The organism is Haloprofundus salilacus, assembly GCF_020150815.1.
In the GTDB taxonomy this organism is placed as follows: domain Archaea; phylum Halobacteriota; class Halobacteria; order Halobacteriales; family Haloferacaceae; genus Haloprofundus; species Haloprofundus salilacus.
Genome location: NZ_CP083723.1, coordinates 2080473 through 2096193 on the forward strand (window position 1 = coordinate 2080473; position 15721 = coordinate 2096193).

The window sequence follows — 15721 nt, forward strand, 5'->3', positions numbered from 1 at the left end:
CTCGCGGCGCTCTTCTCACGACGCGTGCCCGATTTCGTCCTCGCCGACCGAGCCGTCTTCCTCCCAGCGAGCAAGACGCTCGTCGTCGCCGACCTCCACGTCGGCCGCGACGAAGCCTCCGAGGTGGAGTTCCCGCTCGGCGAGCGCGCAGACCTCCGCGAGAGATTCGCCGCGTTGCTCGACCGTTTTTCGCCCGCCGAAGCCGTCTTCGCGGGCGACGTGCTCCACTCGTTCTCGCGCGCGTCGGCGGCGACGACGGAGAGCCTTGACGAGTTGGTTACCGCCTGCCGTGACCGCGGTGTTCGGCCCGTTCTCGTCGTCGGCAACCACGACACGATGCTCGACTCGGTATGGGACGGAACGCTGTACGACGAATATCTACTCGGCCGAAAAGCGGGAGGTGACGGCGACGACAGCGACCGGATACTCGTCTGTCACGGCCACGCGGAACCCGACGGCGACGCCGACTGCTACGTCGTCGGCCACGACCACCCGACGATCACCATCGAAGGCCAGCGCCGACCCTGCTTCCTCTACGGTCCGAAGACGTATCGCGACAGCGACGTGCTGATGCTCCCGGCGTTCAGTTGCCTAGCGCCGGGCGTCGAGATCAACGGGATGCGGACCCGCGACTTTCAGTCGCCGCTGGTCACCGACGCCGACGCGCTTCGGCCGCTCGTCTACGACGAACCGGGCGACGAAGCCCTCAGATTCCCGCCGCTCGGAAAGCTTCGACGGCTGTTGTAGGCGGAATGGGTGCTCGAACCGGACTGTTCCTTCGGACGGAGCGAACTGGTTTACGACTCTGCGTTGGCCCCTCGCTCATGGCACGAGTGTTCAAATCGCCGGCCAGCTACGTACAGGGAGCGGGCGTCGCCGACCAACTCGGCGAACACGCCGCGCGGTTCGGAGAGTCGGCGCTCCTTCTCGCCGACGAAATCGTCCTCGACATCGCCGAAGAGACGGTTCGGTCGAGCCTCGACGACGCCGACATCGACCTGTCGACCGTCACGTTCGAGGGCGAGGCCTCCGAGACGGAGATAAATCGCGTCACCGACGCCGCCGAGGAGCAGGGGGTAGACTTCGTCGTCGGCGCGGGCGGCGGGAAAACGCTCGACACCGCGAAGGCCGTCAAGGAGGACGCGAACATCCCGGTCGTCTCGATGCCGACCGTCGCGTCGACCGACGCGCCGACGAGCAGCCTCTCCGTAATCTACAGCGAGCACGGCGAGTTCGAGAGATACCGCTTCTACTCGTCGCACCCGGAACTCGTGCTCGTCGACACCGCGCTCGTCGCAGCGGCCCCGACGCGATTCTTCGTCTCCGGCGTCGGCGACGCGCTCGCGACCTGGTTCGAAGCCGACGCGACCTACCGCTCGACCGGAACGACCATCTTCGGGGAGCAACCGACGCGGAGCGGCCACGCCCTCGCCGAACTCTGCTACGAGACGCTCCGCGAGCACGCGCTCTCGGCGGTTCAGGCCGTCGAACGCGACGCAGTCACCGAGAGCGTCGAGGCCGTGACCGAGGCGAACACGCTCCTAAGCGGCCTCGGCTTCGAGAGCGGCGGCCTCGCGGCGGCGCACTCGATACACAACGGGTTGACGCAACTGGAGGCGACGCACGACGCGACGCACGGCGAGAAGGTGAACGTCGGAACGCTGACGCAACTCGTCTTGGAGGGGAAAAACGATGCGTTCGTCCAGGATGTTTTCGAGTTCTCCGCGACAGTCGGTCTCCCGGTAACGCTCGGAGATATCGGACTTGAGGATCCGAGCCGTGACGACCTCGACCGCGTGGCCGAGGCTGCCTGCGTCGAGGACGAGACTATCCACAACGAACCGTTCCCGGTCGAACCGTCGATGGTCCGCGACGCGCTCTCGACGGCGGACGCGCTGGGTCGGCAGGTTCGAGAGGACTGAATACGGAACGGAAGGTGACGGCGTCAGTCGGCGCCTTCCGCTTCGCGCGAGCGCTGCCGGGCCTCGTGCAGTTGCGCGCAGACGCCGCCCTGCCCCCGCATGTTCACCGACGCCAGGCGACCGCGGCGGCGGACGAGTTCGAACTCGTCGACCGAAATCGGCTCTCTCTCGGGCGTGCGGAACAGCGGTCCCGAGTCGAGGTCGAGACCGACTGACTCGGCTTTTTCCACGTAGTCGACCATCGAATCGCGCGGCACGCAGAGACGTATGGCTCCGTCGGCGACCGAGACGACCACCCGCTCGCTGTCGGGGCCGTCGGGGTCGAACGCCACGTCGTCGGTCGTCAGCGAGACGAGTTGTTCCGGGGTCGCGCCGGCGTCGAGCAAGGCGTCGAGCGCTCGGTGCTGACGGACGATGCGCGCCTTCTCGTTGAGTTCACGTCGGACCGCCTGGAGGTCACCGTCGGCGTCGTCGAACGCCTCTGCGAACACGCGGTCTCCGTTCACCCCCTCGGTGAGTTCGGTCTCGTGGACGTGATCTTCGAGGACGACGCGAGCACGGCCGACGCCGGGGAGCGACTCGACCGCCGCGCACGCGTCGACCAGCATGAGCCACGCGAACGCGGGCGAGCACCACGCCGTCGGCAGCGAGAGGCGGACCGTCACTGTTCCGCTGCCGCGGTCGCCGTCGGTGGCGTCGCTGCCGCAGTCACTGGGAGTCTCGCCGCCGCCGAGTTCGATGCCGGTTATGTAGTCGAGTTCGACGATAGAGCGGTCGAGTTCCGGGTCAGTGACTCCGTCGAGCGCGTTTCGGACCGCGCTGCGTCGCGGCGTGACCGCGCTCGTGAGAGGTTCGCCCGACGGAAATTCGCCCGCCATCAGTCCGCGGCCGCGTCCGCGGCGTAGTCGTCGCCCAGTCCGAACTGTTCGGATATCTCGTCGGACTGCAGTTCCTTCTTCTTCTTCTCGATGTCGATGTCGTAGAGGCGGGCAGCGTTCTCGCCCATCACCTTCCTCATCACCTCTGTCGAGAGTTCGACGCCGTACTCGTCGCGCTGCTCGGGGGTGAGTTCGGCCTCCATTACCAGTTCGACGAGCCAGTCGGGGTTCCACAGCGCATAGTCGCTGCCGAAGAGGAGTCGGTCCTCGCCGAGCCAGTAGAGCAGTTCGCCCATTATCTCGCCGAACTTCCGGGGTCGGTTCTGCACCATCGGCGCGGCGACGGCGAGGCCGCCGTAGACGTTTGGCTCTTGCGCGCCGATCCAGCAGAAGTCGTCGAGTCGGGGGAGACCGACGTGCTCGACGACGAAGTTCAGTTCGGGGAAGGAGGTGGCGGCGTCGTCGACGTCGGCCACGTCGAAGGCGTCGCGGTTCAGCGGCCGGATCGTCGGTCCCTTGTGGGGGTGGATGTTTTTGATTCCTAACTCGCTGCACTTTTCGAGGAACTCGAACGTCTCGGGGTCGTCGAGTCGCCACCCCTTCGAGTCGCCCTTCCACTCCGCCGTGTAGAGCTTCACACCGTCGACGTCGTACTCCTCCTTCTGGCGCTCCAGTTCGCGCTTGCCAGCCTCGCCGTCGCGCGGGTCGAACCGACCGTTGACGATGAACCGTTCCGGATACCGGTCGACGAGTTCGGCGTTGTCGTCGACGGTGTTGAACCCGTTCTTGTAGAACTCGTGGAGGTGCGTCGGCTGGAAGATGGCCATGTCGACCGCGCCGTTGCCGAACAGGTCCTCGACCATCCGGTCGGCGCTGTACTTTCGATACTCGTCGAGGCTCCACTGCCGGTCCTCGGGCGTGAACCCGGTGTGATAGTCGTAGAAACAGCGGATGAACTGCTCACCGCCGTCGGTCTTGATGTTCTCCTCGCTCGCGTCCCAGTGGTGGACGTGTGCGTCGACGACGAACACGTCCTCCCCGCGTTGGCGGTACATTGTGGGTTGATATCAGGACACATTCTACATTATTGTTCGTGATGTTATCACTCATTGACAATTTATTGTGTGATCATATATTTTCCGTGTTAATTTGCTAAACAGCTATCACGTCGTGCGTGTCAGTTTGTATCATGATGCAAGCCGCGAGATTACACGAGTACACCGACGACATGGAAAATGCGCTGTCGATAGACGAGGTCGACCGACCGGAGCCGGGTCACGGCGAAGTCGTCGTCGAAGTCGAGGGCGCGGGGTGGTGCCAGACGGACAACCACATCATCGAGGGGATGTGGACCGACTACGTCGAACAGGAGCTTCCGATGACGCTCGGCCACGAGAACGCCGGAACCGTCGTCGAAATCGGCGACGGCGTTGAGACCGTCTCGGAGGGCGACTCGGTCATCTGCCACCCAGTGATGACCTGTGGTGTCTGTCGCGCCTGTCGGATGGGCGAAGACATGTACTGCGAGAACCTCTCGTTCCCCGGACTCACGACCGACGGCGGGTTCGCCGAGTATCTGCTCACCTCTCAGCGGTCGGTCATCCCGCTTCCAGAGGGCACCGACACGACCGACATCGCGCCGCACGCCGACGCCGGTATCACGGCGTACCACGCCGCCAAGAAGGCTGTCCGCGAACTGAACCCCGGCGACCACGCCGTCGTCATCGGCATCGGCGGTCTCGGCCACATCGGCCTGCAGTGTCTGAACGCGATGAGCGCGGCGAACATCGTCGCCGTCGACCTGAAAGACGAGGCGCTGGACCTTGCGGCCGACCTCGGCGCCCACGAGACGGTGAATCCGACGAACGTCGACGCCGCCGACGCGATCGACGACGTCACCGACGGCGCGGGCGCGCGACAGGTACTCGACTTCGTCGGCGCCGACCAGACGACCGAACTCGCCCCGGACATCGTCTCGGCGGGCGGTGACCACCACATCATCGGCTACGGCGGGCACATCCACGAACCGACGCAGGCGCTCGTAAACGGCGAGTTCAGTTTCCGCGGTAACATCGTCGGCAAGTACACCGAACTGCAGGAACTCGTCTCGCTGGTCGACCGCGGCGACGTCGAACTCCACACGTCGCGCTACGACCTCGACGACGTGAACACCGTCGCCGAGAAACTCGAACACGGCGAGATCGAGGGCCGCGCAGTCATCACGCCGTAAGCGCCCTCTTCTCTCGCCTCCCCTCGCTCTCGTCGCTCGACTCGCCTCGTTACCGCAAGTCCTCGACGACCGCTCGCGCCGCTTTTCTCCCGCTCTCCATCGCGCCCTGAATCGACGACCACTCGGTGTAGTCGCCGGCGAGGTACACCCAGCCGTCGGGGTCGTCCGCGTCCGGCAGGCGCTCGTGGATTCCCGGCGGTTGGGCGAACTGCGCGAACGGGACGCGCGTCGTCTTCAGCAGTCGAAGTCCGTCGAACGTCCGGTCGGGGTACCACGCAGCCAGTTCCTCGAGCGTCCGCTCGAACAGTGCCTCCTCGTCGGCGTTTTGGGCGTTTTCCCCGAGGAACGTCGCGTTGAGGAAGACGGCGTTCTCCGGCGCGTACTCGGGGGCAACCTCCGAGAGGGGGACGACCGTGTTGGGAGTGGCGTCGCCCGCGTTGAGCAGCAGCTTTCGGCCGGTTCCGAGCGACGCGCCGCCGCGAATCGCGTAGTACTGGGTGACGCAACCCGTCCCCTCGGTCGGAATCGACTCAACGCCTGTGAGGTCGCGCGCCGTCCTCGGATCCGTCGCCACGACGACGGCCTCGGCTTCGACGTGCTCGCCGTCGACGGTGACTGAAGCACTGTCGTCCTCGTCGGCGGCGTCGACGACGCTCACCGACGCGCCGAGTCGAATCTCCGCGCCCGCCTCCCTCGCCTTCGCCGCCAACTGCTCGGGGATTGCCTGCATCCCCGCCGCAGGAACCGCAATCTTCCCCCGCGAGAGCGACCGAAACGTGTACTCGAACACCGATTTCGAGGTTCCGAGCGACCGGTCGAGCGTGATACCGCCGTAGAACGGCGCGACGAAGTTCTCGACGTAGTCGTCAGAGAACCCCCACTCGTCGAGATACTCGCGAATCGACGGCTCGGGGCCGGTGAAAAAGTCAGATTCCCGGCGACTCCCGACGTGCTGGCGGAGCGCGAGCGTCCGTGCTTTGTCCCAGAGCGTCACCTCGTCGTTGCGGAGCGAGTCGGCGAGCGCGCTGGGTTCTCTGAACGGGTCCGACAGCACCGAGCGCTTGCCGGGGCGGGCGATGACCGCGCCGGGTGAGAACGTCCGCAGGTTCAACGCGCCGAGGTCCAGTTCGCGCCGAACCGCGGGGTAGGCGGTGAACAGCACCTGGAACCCGCGGTCGAACGTGTACCCGTCCTCCCGCTCGGTTCGGACGCGGCCGCCGACTTCCTCGCGCTCCTCGTACACCGTCACGTCAAACCCCGAGTCGGCGAGACGGCGGGCGGCGATGAGGCCCGCGAGGCCCGCACCGACCACGGCTACGGCTGTATCGTCTGGCATACGCGTTCGTTTGGGCGCGCGATACAAAGTGTCTCCTGACGGTTCAACAGGATGGCCCTTCGACCACCCGTCCCGGTCGACGGTTCCGCCCAACGGGAAGCGCTTAGTCGGTTCCGTCGCAACGGCCGGTATGCAGACTAGCGAGGCGTTCTCCGGACTGGCGTGCGTCGACTGCGGGACAGTCTACGGCGCGGACGTTTCCGGCCGTTGTCCCGACTGCGGCGGATTCCTCGACGCACAGTACGATTACCGCGACGTCGTCGCCGACGGCGATTGGGAGTCGTTCGCGGGCGAGGCGTCCGGAATGTGGGCGTTCGAGGCGCTGTTACCCTTCCGAGCCGCCGACGCGGTGACCGCCGCCGAAGGGAGAACGCCGCTCGTCGACGCGCTGCGACTCGCCGACGAACTCGGCGTCGAACGCGTCGCCGTGAAAGACGAGGGTCGAAACCCGACCGGGACGTTTCTCGACCGGGGGATGAGCCTCACGCTGACGGCCGCTGATCAGCACGCCGAGACAGAGGATGTGGAACCGCTCGCGCTGGCGACGCCGGGCAACGCCGGGCAGTCGGCGGCGGCGTACGCCGGGCGTGCCGGACTCCGCTCGTACTCGTTCGTCCCGTCGCGGTCGGCGTTCTCGAACAAGGCGATGATAAACGTCCACGGCGGCGAGATGCGCGTCGTCGGCGGACGCTACCCGCAGGCGCTCGACGCCGTCAACGAGCAACTCGCGACGGAGTACTACTCGCTGCAGGAGTTCACAACGCCGTACCGCCACGAGGGCGCGAAGACGCTCGCCTTCGAGTTGGTCGCCGAGTTGGATGGCCAGTTGCCGGACGCCGTCGTCGTCCCCGCATCGACGGGCGAACTCGTCGTCGGGTTGGAGAAAGGGTTCCGCGAACTCGTCGAGGTCGGCCTCGCCGACGACGTACCGCCGCTGTACGCGGTGCAACCGGGGAACTGCGCGCCCGTCGTCGCCGCCTTCGAGCGCGGCGCGGAGACTATCGAACCGTGGGAGGTGCCGGACACCATCTGTGGCGAACTCGAAGTGCCGACCCCGGCAGGTGGCGAACTCGCGCTCGCGGCGCTCCGCGAAACCGGCGGCGACGCCGTCGCCGTCTCCGACGACGACATTCTGGCCTCGGCGGTCGCCGCCGCGCAGCACGAGTCAATAGAGGTCGGCGTGGCGGGTGGGGCGGCCCCGGCGGGTGCGTGGGCGCTCGCGGAGGAAGGAAGATTCGACGCCGACGACACTGTCGTCCTCGTCAACACGGAGTCGGGGCTGAAGACCCCTGACGTGCTCCGGAGCCACCTGATGGGACAGGGTATCTGAGCGGCGAAGCGCCTTGACGACGGCCGAGACCGACTCCCCGGCGTTTATTTGGCTGAGCGCCGTATCCTCGCCCGAATCAGTTCGGCCATCGCGGATGTGACGCGCGACGGCGGAACGATGCCTGCGAGTATGACCGCGAACGTGACTCCCGAAACTGAGATGCGGCGACTGACCCCCGACGTGGTCGTCGTCGGTGCCGGTCCCGCCGGATGCGTCCTGAGTTACATGCTCGCCCGCAGCGGCGTCGAGACGCTGCTGCTCGAACGCAACGCGACGCTCGACCGGGAGTTTCGCGGGTTCGGTTTCCAGCCGTACGTCGCCCGAGCGTTCGACCAACTCGGCCTCCTCGACGACGTGCTCGACCTACCGCACGAGCGCGTGCAGAAGGCGTACGCCTCGGTGTACGGTCGGCGCTACGAACTGCTAGACTTCACGGACGTCTCGCCGCGGGAGAACTTCCTCCTGCTGATGGACCAGCCGGCGCTTCTGGAACTGCTCGTCGAGCGGGCCGGCGAGTTCGAGAAGTTCTCGTTTCGGTCCGCGACGGCGGTGACCGACGTTCGAGAGGAGGACGGGCGAGTCGTCGGCGTCGACGCACGCGACCGGGAGGCGAACGCCGAACTCGAAATCGAGAGTCGCCTCGTCGTCGGCGCGGACGGCCGTTACTCGACGGTTCGAGAGGCCGCCGGAATCGACGCAGGGCTGTTCGACTCGGAGTTAGAGATCGTCTGGTTCAAGCTCGAAGACGCCGCCATCGACGTGACGACGCAACTGCGCGTCGGCGAAGCCGGCGTGCTGGTCTACGCGCCGCTCAGCGACTCCGTCGCGCAGTGCGGGTGGCCCATCCCGAAGGGAAGCTACGGCGACCTCAGGGCGCGAGGAATCGAGGCGTTCCGCCGGCAACTCGTCTCCGTCGACCCCGACCTCGAAGGAACAGTCGAGACGCAACTCACAGAGTTCGGTGACTGTTCCCTGCTCCGCGTCGAACCGGGACTCTGCGACCAGTGGGTCGACGACGGCCTGCTCCTCCTCGGCGACGCCGCGCACGTCGCCTCGCCGTTCGGCGGGCAGGGGAACAGCCTCGCCGTCCAGGACGCCGTCGTCGCCCACGGGACCATCGTGGCGGCGCTCTCGAAGACGTACCGAAGCGACGGCGTGCTCCCCGTCGATCGACTCCGGCGGTTCGAGCAGCGTCGGTACCCGGCCGTCGAGCGAGTGGTTCGGATGCAGCGCCGGATCGAACGACTCGTCACCGGACTGCTGCTGTACGGCTACCGCGTTCCCGAACCGATTCGGATTCCGGCGTTGCGCGCGGCGTTCGGCGCTCTCTCGACGGTCGGAACGTCGTCGCTCGGTCGTCGACAGCGGCGGCTACTCGCGTTCGGCCCGGACCCACCGCGGGTCGACAGTACGCTCTTCGTTTCCGACGAGCAATCGATGACGACAAGTTAACCGGTTCGTTCGCCACGCCAGATATAATAGTTCGCCACGTCTAATCCCGCCCATGTTGAGCGACGTGATGGAGGATTACTTGAAGGCTATCTACACCCTCCAGACCGAACATGGGCCGCCGGTTTCGACCTCCGCCATCGCCGAGCATCTTGACAAGACCGCGCCGACGGTGACGAGCATGCTCGGCAAACTCGAAGAGCGAGGGTTGGTCGACCGCGAGAAGTACAAGGGCGTCGAGCTGACCGACGAGGGCCAGACAGTGGCACTGGAGGTTCTTAGACACCACCGACTGCTGGAGGCGTACCTGACCGAGCACCTCGACTACTCGTGGAGCGAGGTCCACGACGAGGCCGATGCGCTCGAACACCACATCAGCGAAGCGTTCGAGCAGCGCGTCGCCGAGGCGCTCGGCAACCCGGAGTTTGACCCCCACGGCGATCCGATTCCGAACGTCGACCTCGACCCGGTCGAAGACCAGACGACCCGCCTGAGCGAACACGACGAGGGTGACCGCGTCGTCGTCGCCCGCGTCTCCGACCGTGACGAAGACGAACTGGAGTATCTCGCCGAGGCCGGTCTCGTCCCCGGTGTGGAGGTCGAGATCGTCGATATCGCACCGTTCGGAATGGTCACCGTCCGCGTCGACGACCACGAGCAGAGCCTCCCCGAGTCGGTTGCCCGCTCGATCCGCGTCGAACCGGTCGGTGAACCCGAGTCCGCCCCCGCAGGGGTGGGTGGTGCGTGAACTGGTCGGAGATTCTGATCGTCGCCTTCGTTACCCAACTCGCCGTCCTCCCCGGCGAGAAAGTGCAGTTCATCATTGCCGGCCTCTCGACGCGCTACCGACCGGCGGTGGTCGTCGGGGCCGCCAGCGCCGCCTTCGCCGGGTGGACCGCGCTGGAGATTCTGTTCGGGAGCGCGCTGCAAGCGGCGCTGCCGGGCGTCGCCCTCGACGCGTTCACCGCCGTCCTGTTTCTCGCCTTCGCCGTCCTTCTGTTCCGGTCGGCTCTGGGAGCGAGCGATGACGACCCGACGCGGACGGCGCGCAGCGACGGGGGAACCGAACGTGTGGGCGGCAGCGTCGCCTCACTCGCGCCGGACCTCGACACGAAACTGTTCGGCTACGACCTGAGCGGTCGGTTCGGCGGCTTCCTCCCCATCTTCGCGATGATGGTCGCCGGTGAGTTCGGCGACAAGACCCAACTCGTGACCATCGGTCTGGCCGCACAGTACGGCGCGAGCAGCGCTATCTGGGCCGGTGAGATGCTCGCAATCGTCCCCGTGAGCCTCGCGAACGCCTACATCTTCCACAAGTTCGCGCACGCGGTCGACATGCGGAAGGCGCACTTCGCCGGCGCGGCGCTGTTCCTGCTGTTCGGTCTCGACGTCCTTCTCTCGGTCGCCACCGGCTTCTCGGCGTGGGAAGCGCTCGTCGCCGCCGTCGCCGACGCCGTGATAGCGCTCGTCTGAGCGGAGACGGGAGGCGTGAACGACGTAACGGGACCGCGACGTTTTTCGGGACCTGTCTCCCACCGTCCAACGTGTTTGACGCGCTGACCACCGCGCTCGCGGGCGTCATCTTCGGACTGGCGCTGGCTGCGCCGCCAGGACCGATGAACGCCGTTATCGCCGAGGAGAGTGTCGTCTACGGGTGGTCCTCGGGATTTCGAGCAGGACTCGGCGCGTTCACCGCCGACTTCGTCTTCTTCGTCCTCGCGCTGGTCGGCGTCGTCGCGTTCGTCGAGCGGTTCCCGACGGTTCGCGCGGTGATGGTCGGTATCGGCGGCGTGCTAATGCTCTACTTCGCCGTCGGAGCGGTTCGCTCCGCCTCGGAGTCGTTCCGCGACGGGTCGCTCGCAGACGACAGCGCGGGCTTCCGAAAGGCGTTCGCGCTCGCGCTGACGAATCCGTACCAGATACTGTTCTGGCTCACCATCGGCGTCGGACTGCTCGAACCTGGCACCGTCGACGTGCTCTCGCAGACGCCGTACGTGGGCGACGAACTCGTCGGGCGACTCGTCGTCGAGACGGGGAGTCCGGCGCTGCTAATCGGCTTCTTCGGCGGCATCTTGCTCTGGGTTTCCGGTTTTCCGGCGGCGCTCGTCACCGCCGAACGCCGTGTCGAGTCGCTCGCGCCCGTCGTCGCCGGTGCCAGCGGCCTCGTCCTCGGCGGCTTCGGCGTCGCGTTTCTGTACGACGCGGCGACGCAGTTGCTCTGAAACGCTCCGCGTCGGCGCACCTCAGACCACGTGCGAGCCATCAGCGCCCCTCCGTTCGAGCGGTACCCCGGGTGGTCGCTGCCGACTCGACTTTGCTGTTACTTTTGAACCGTGTGATCTCTTGCGGAACGTGTTGTAGTTGTCACTCATGCAGAGTCGAACGTGGTTCGTATCCCGGAAACAGACGGCGAAAGTGGCCGTGTGTCCGAAGCCCGCGTGGCACAAACGGTTTCTACGCGGAGGGTGACGTTCGGGTATGTTCGACAAAACGACGTGGATTAAACTCCCGCGCAACGTCCTCGTCGGGCACGGCGTCGTCGACCAGTTGGCCGACGCGGTCGCGGAACTACCCTTTTCGGGCAGTCCGCTCGTCGTCACGAGTCCGACGCCGAAGCGACTCGTCGGCGACCGGGTCTGCGCGCAGTTCGACGACCCTGCGACAGTCACCGTCTCGGAGGCGAACTTCGCGGCCGTCGAGCGCGTCATCGACGCCGCTCGCGAGACGGAGGCGGGCTTCCTCGTCGGTCTCGGCGGGGGGAAACCCGTCGACATCGCCAAGATGGCCAGCGACCACCTCGGCCGAGGGTTCGTCTCGGTTCCGACGGCGGCGAGCCACGACGGCATCGTCTCCGGTCGGGGGTCGGTCCCCGAGGGCGACACCCGCCACAGCGTCGCCGCCGACCCGCCGCTGGCCGTCGTCGCCGACACGGAACTGTTAGCAGAGGCTCCGTGGGAACTGACCACCGCGGGCTGTGCGGACATCATCTCGAACTACACCGCGGTGCAGGACTGGCAGCTCGCAAATCGTTTGAAGAACGTCGAGTACTCCGAGTACGCCGGGGCGCTCTCGCAGATGACCGCCGAGATGCTCGTCGACAGCGCCGACTCCATCAAACCAGGACTGGAGGAGTCCTGCTGGATCGTCGTGAAGGCGCTCGTCTCTTCGGGCGTCGCGATGTCCATCGCCGGGTCGTCGCGGCCCGCCTCGGGCGCGGAACACTTGTTCTCGCATCAGCTCGACCGTATCGCGCCCGGCAAGGCGCTCCACGGTCACCAGGTCGGCGTCGGCTCGATCATGACCGCATACCTCCACAGCGGGCCGAAAGGGGAGTGGCGCAACATCCGCGACGCGCTGGAGAGCATCGACGCGCCGACGACGGCGGCGGACCTCGGAGTCACCGCCGACGAGGTGCTCGAAGCGTTGACGACTGCCCACGAGATTCGCGACCGGTACACCATCCTTGGCAACGGTGTGGACGAGAGAGCCGCCGAGGAAGTCGCCGCCGTCACCGGCGTCATCTGATTCTCGACACACGTCGTTCGACGCGTCTCGACCGATAGCGTCGCCGCGACGGTTTGACGACCGAACCCGAACGCAAATAGTCGGTCCACACTAACCGTCCGGTATGGCAACAGCCAGCGCCGGCGGGGTCGTGAAGGAACACCCCGCGGCCATCACTGTGGTTCTCAGCGTCGTCGGCTACGCTCTCGTCGTCGGGACGTTTCTCGGGTTCGTCCCGTCGAGGGTGTTTCCCGAACTCACGCTGCAGCAAGTGAACCGCCTCGCCGACGCCATCGCGCTCGTCAACACCGTCAACACGGGCGTCCTCGTCGCCGGGTGGTACTGGATTCGTAACGACGAGGTGAGAAAGCACGCGACGGCGATGGTCACCTCGTTTGTGCTCATCCTCCTGTTTCTCGTCCTCTACCTGACGAAGATCGGCGGCGGCGGCACCAAGGAGTTCGTCGGCCCGCAACTGGTGTACTACGCGTACCTCGCGATGCTGGCGATTCACATCGTGCTCTCTATCGTCTCGGTGCCGGTCGTGCTGTACGCGCTGGTACTGGGGCTCACCCACACGCCCGCTGAACTCCGGACGCAGACGCCGCACAGACGCATCGGTCGCATTGCCGCCGGGTCGTGGATTCTCTCGCTGTCGCTCGGCGTCGTCACGTACCTGCTGTTAAACCACGTCTACGACTGGGAGTTCGTCGCCGCATCGATCGCCGTTCCGCTGTGGTAAGGGGGCGCTGATTCCGATGTGCGACGACCTTGACGCGCTGCTTTCCGACCTGCACGCCGAACTCGAAGCGACGGCGACGCTGCCGATTGCGCCGCGCGCGAACGCGTGGCTCGGCGAGGCGGAAGCCGTCGCCGCCGACCTCGCGGCGGGCGACGCAGACGACGAGGTAGTCGCCCGTCGAATCGGTCACGTCGAGCGACTGCTCGAGAACGTCGACGGGACCGAGAGCGCCGACGCCGACGCGCACGTGGCCGCCGCTCGGGCGCTCGTGAAACGCATCGAAAAACGGATCGACGGCTCCTGAGGCCTGTCAGATTCGAGCGGACGTGACGGAGCAACCGCAGTCGTAACAGGCGTCCGGGAGCCACGGCTTGTTTTCAACGACGCGACGCGTCTCGTCGCAGCGAGGACAGTAAGCCGTTTGTTGGTAATGTGTCGCCATACCAGATGGGCAACGTCCATCGTTATAGTACCCACTATGTGTGATATATTGTGAACAATTCTGCACGTACGTAACGCGATCCGTTGGCGGTTCGGACGTTCCGACAGCCTCGTTGCCGGCGAACTACTCGTTCGTCCGTTCTCAGCCGATGTAGCGCAGGTCGTCGTCGGTGGGCAGGCTCTGTTGCTGCTGCATCTCCTGAATTTTGCCGACGACTTCCTCCATCTCCTCGGCGCGCTCCTCTAGCGAGGCGAAATCAACCTCAAACTCGAGGACGTGCTGGAGCACTTCGATGACCGCGCGCGCGCTCTTGGGGTCGACGAGGTAGCCGCTCGTCTCGCCCATCAAACAGGCGGCGTCGAGACCGCGGCGCTTGCCGAGACCGAGGATGAGCCCGGAGACGCCGACGATGCCGCCTGCTGGTTCGTCGGGGCGGAACTCGACGCCCGCGTCTTCGAGTTCCTCCTTCCCGTCGGCGTCGCTTACCGCGCCGAGGACGGTGTACTCCTCGACGAGTTCGCCGGTCGGCACGCCGCCGAGCGCGAACGCGCGGGAAACGCCGAATTCTTCGGCGACGTCGAGAAACGCGTCGGTAAGTCGGTAGTGGCCGGCGTTGCTCTGCGCCTGGTGGTCGCCAGTCAGAAGCAGGAGGTCCGTCCCGTCGACGGTGACGGCGTGCAGTTCCGCGCACGTCAGGTCGGCGACGCCCTCGTCGTCGACGCTCACCTGCGGCGGGAAGTCGGAGGTGTAGACGCGGCGCACGAGTTCGCCGTCGAACTCGTCGCGGAGGTGTTCGGCGGCGAGTTTTCCGACGTGGCCGACGCCCGGCAGCCCTTCGATGAGTACCGGGTCGTCGAGCTCGGGGTCGGCGACGGCCTCGATGTCGATGTCGTCCATGGCGTTATTGCTGATTTCGCCGCTTAAGAGCGCGTCGGTACTCGCCGTGGGGGTCCTCGGGGTTGAACGGCGCGGGGGCGCTGTTCTCGGCGGTCGCTCCGCAGTCGGGACACTCCTCGGAGAGGGTGTACACCGGGCGGGAGTGGCGCTCGCGCCACGCCGAACAGACCCGGATGTCGGACTTCATTCGGTTTCTTCGTCGCGTTCGCGGTGGTACACCGCGGTACCACCGGCGGTTTCGATGGAGTTTCGAGCGCGCTCGGCGCTCGCCTCCAGTTCGGATTCGGCGGTCTTGTAGTCGGGTGCGCGCACCTTGATGCGGTACTCCGGCGACCCGACGTAGGAGACCGACAGTTCGATTTCGTCGCCGCGCTCGCCGTCGCCCTCGGCGGCGCGCAGCGCCTCCTTGATGTCGTCGACACCGTCGCCGGTCGGACAGCGGAGGTCGACGTAGCCGGTGACGTTGACGTAGGGGACCGAGACGTTCTCGCGGGCCGTTTCGACGACGGCCGTCTTCTCCTCGCCGGAGAGGTCGACGTCTTCGAGCGCTTCGGTCCCGTGAATGGCCGCCTGTTCGAAGCCGTCGTAGAGGCTCCCGAACTCGCTGTACAGGACGTTCGCGACAGTCTCGTACTGCTCGTCGTCGACGTCGTCGCCGAAGGCCAGCGCCATCCACTTGTCGGCCTTCTGCTCGTTCTTCCACTCCTGTATCTTCTCTTTGCGCTGGTGCTCGTTGACGTCCTTCAGCGAGAGGTCGATCTGCTGGGAGGACTGGTTGACGTCGAGTACCTTCGCGACGACCGTCTGTCCCTCCCGGACGTGGTCGCGGACGTTCTTGATCCACCCGCTGGCGACCTCGCTTATGTGGACGAGACCGCGTCTATCCTCGTACTCTTCGAGGTCGACGAACACGCCAAAGTTGGCGATTTCGTCCACCTTGCCGACGACGAGTTCGCCGTTGTCTGGCCAGCCGCGAAATTTCATGGGAAGA

At 66.1% G+C, this 15721-nt stretch carries 17 protein-coding genes; 11 read left to right on the forward strand and 6 right to left on the reverse strand.

The genetic code is table 11. The annotated features are described in order from the left end of the window. Window positions 1-24 precede the first annotated feature (24 nt). On the forward strand, window positions 25-747 hold the full coding sequence (locus LAQ58_RS10685; RefSeq protein ID WP_224447454.1) for a metallophosphoesterase: 723 nt from the start codon (window positions 25-27) through the stop codon (window positions 745-747). Window positions 748-824: 77 nt separating this feature from the next. After that, window positions 825-1922: a glycolaldehyde reductase gene (locus LAQ58_RS10690; RefSeq protein ID WP_224447455.1), complete on the forward strand. Its 1098-nt coding sequence runs from the start codon at window positions 825-827 to the stop codon at window positions 1920-1922. 23 nt (window positions 1923-1945) lie between these two features. Here the strand turns inward: LAQ58_RS10690 and LAQ58_RS10695 are convergent, their stop codons facing one another. Further along, entirely contained in the window at window positions 1946-2800 is an 855-nt protein-coding gene (locus LAQ58_RS10695; RefSeq protein WP_224447456.1) for an iron-sulfur cluster assembly protein, read from the reverse strand. Next, the gene (locus LAQ58_RS10700) at window positions 2800-3855 is read right to left on the reverse strand and encodes an amidohydrolase family protein (protein WP_224447457.1); all 1056 of its coding nucleotides are present in this window, start codon (window positions 3853-3855) and stop codon (window positions 2800-2802) included. The genes LAQ58_RS10695 and LAQ58_RS10700 overlap by 1 nt, the downstream gene beginning before the upstream one ends. Window positions 3856-3992: 137 nt before the next feature. Here LAQ58_RS10700 and LAQ58_RS10705 point away from each other — a divergent pair, with 137 nt between their 5' ends. After that, window positions 3993-5030, forward strand: coding sequence for an NAD(P)-dependent alcohol dehydrogenase (locus LAQ58_RS10705; protein WP_224450157.1), 1038 nt, complete (start codon window positions 3993-3995; stop codon window positions 5028-5030). Between the two features lie 49 nt (window positions 5031-5079). Here the strand turns inward: LAQ58_RS10705 and LAQ58_RS10710 are convergent, their stop codons facing one another. Further along, window positions 5080-6366 (reverse strand): NAD(P)/FAD-dependent oxidoreductase, encoded by a 1287-nt coding sequence (locus LAQ58_RS10710; RefSeq protein WP_224447458.1) that lies wholly within the window; start codon window positions 6364-6366, stop codon window positions 5080-5082. Between the two features lie 130 nt (window positions 6367-6496). Between LAQ58_RS10710 and LAQ58_RS10715 the strand changes: the two genes are divergently transcribed. The 8 genes from LAQ58_RS10715 to LAQ58_RS10750 all read left to right on the forward strand — a co-directional run bounded on the left by LAQ58_RS10715 (window position 6497) and on the right by LAQ58_RS10750 (window position 13695). Continuing rightward, window positions 6497-7696, forward strand: coding sequence for a threonine synthase (locus LAQ58_RS10715; protein WP_224447459.1), 1200 nt, complete (start codon window positions 6497-6499; stop codon window positions 7694-7696). A 48-nt stretch (window positions 7697-7744) separates the two neighbouring features. Next, window positions 7745-9148, forward strand: coding sequence for an FAD-dependent monooxygenase (locus tag LAQ58_RS10720; protein WP_224447460.1), 1404 nt, complete (start codon window positions 7745-7747; stop codon window positions 9146-9148). 52 nt (window positions 9149-9200) lie between these two features. After that, window positions 9201-9893, forward strand: a complete 693-nt coding sequence (locus LAQ58_RS10725) for a metal-dependent transcriptional regulator (RefSeq protein WP_224447461.1) — start codon at window positions 9201-9203, stop codon at window positions 9891-9893. Then, entirely contained in the window at window positions 9890-10618 is a 729-nt protein-coding gene (locus LAQ58_RS10730; RefSeq protein WP_224447462.1) for a TMEM165/GDT1 family protein, read from the forward strand. The genes LAQ58_RS10725 and LAQ58_RS10730 overlap by 4 nt, the downstream gene beginning before the upstream one ends. 107 nt (window positions 10619-10725) lie before the next feature. Next, complete coding sequence (locus tag LAQ58_RS10735) at window positions 10726-11367, forward strand: LysE family translocator (protein WP_224450158.1); 642 nt, start codon at window positions 10726-10728, stop codon at window positions 11365-11367. A gap of 256 nt (window positions 11368-11623) precedes the next feature. Beyond that, the gene (locus tag LAQ58_RS10740; protein WP_224447463.1) at window positions 11624-12670 is read left to right on the forward strand and encodes an NAD(P)-dependent glycerol-1-phosphate dehydrogenase; all 1047 of its coding nucleotides are present in this window, start codon (window positions 11624-11626) and stop codon (window positions 12668-12670) included. A gap of 103 nt (window positions 12671-12773) precedes the next feature. After that, on the forward strand, window positions 12774-13391 hold the full coding sequence (locus LAQ58_RS10745) for a DUF420 domain-containing protein (protein ID WP_224447464.1): 618 nt from the start codon (window positions 12774-12776) through the stop codon (window positions 13389-13391). Between the two features lie 16 nt (window positions 13392-13407). Continuing rightward, window positions 13408-13695 (forward strand): DUF8152 family protein, encoded by a 288-nt coding sequence (locus LAQ58_RS10750; RefSeq protein WP_224447465.1) that lies wholly within the window; start codon window positions 13408-13410, stop codon window positions 13693-13695. A gap of 279 nt (window positions 13696-13974) precedes the next feature. Here LAQ58_RS10750 and LAQ58_RS10755 read toward each other — a convergent pair whose 3' ends face one another. From LAQ58_RS10755 to LAQ58_RS10765, 3 genes are read right to left on the reverse strand one after another with little or no spacing between them, the layout of a single operon-like run. Further along, the gene (locus LAQ58_RS10755; RefSeq protein WP_224447466.1) at window positions 13975-14730 is read right to left on the reverse strand and encodes a proteasome assembly chaperone family protein; all 756 of its coding nucleotides are present in this window, start codon (window positions 14728-14730) and stop codon (window positions 13975-13977) included. 4 nt (window positions 14731-14734) lie between these two features. Beyond that, window positions 14735-14917, reverse strand: a complete 183-nt coding sequence (locus LAQ58_RS10760; protein ID WP_224447467.1) for an RNA-protein complex protein Nop10 — start codon at window positions 14915-14917, stop codon at window positions 14735-14737. Further along, window positions 14914-15714, reverse strand: coding sequence for a translation initiation factor IF-2 subunit alpha (locus LAQ58_RS10765; RefSeq protein WP_224447468.1), 801 nt, complete (start codon window positions 15712-15714; stop codon window positions 14914-14916). Before LAQ58_RS10765 ends, LAQ58_RS10760 begins: the two co-directional genes overlap by 4 nt. Between the last annotated feature and the right edge of the window lie 7 nt (window positions 15715-15721).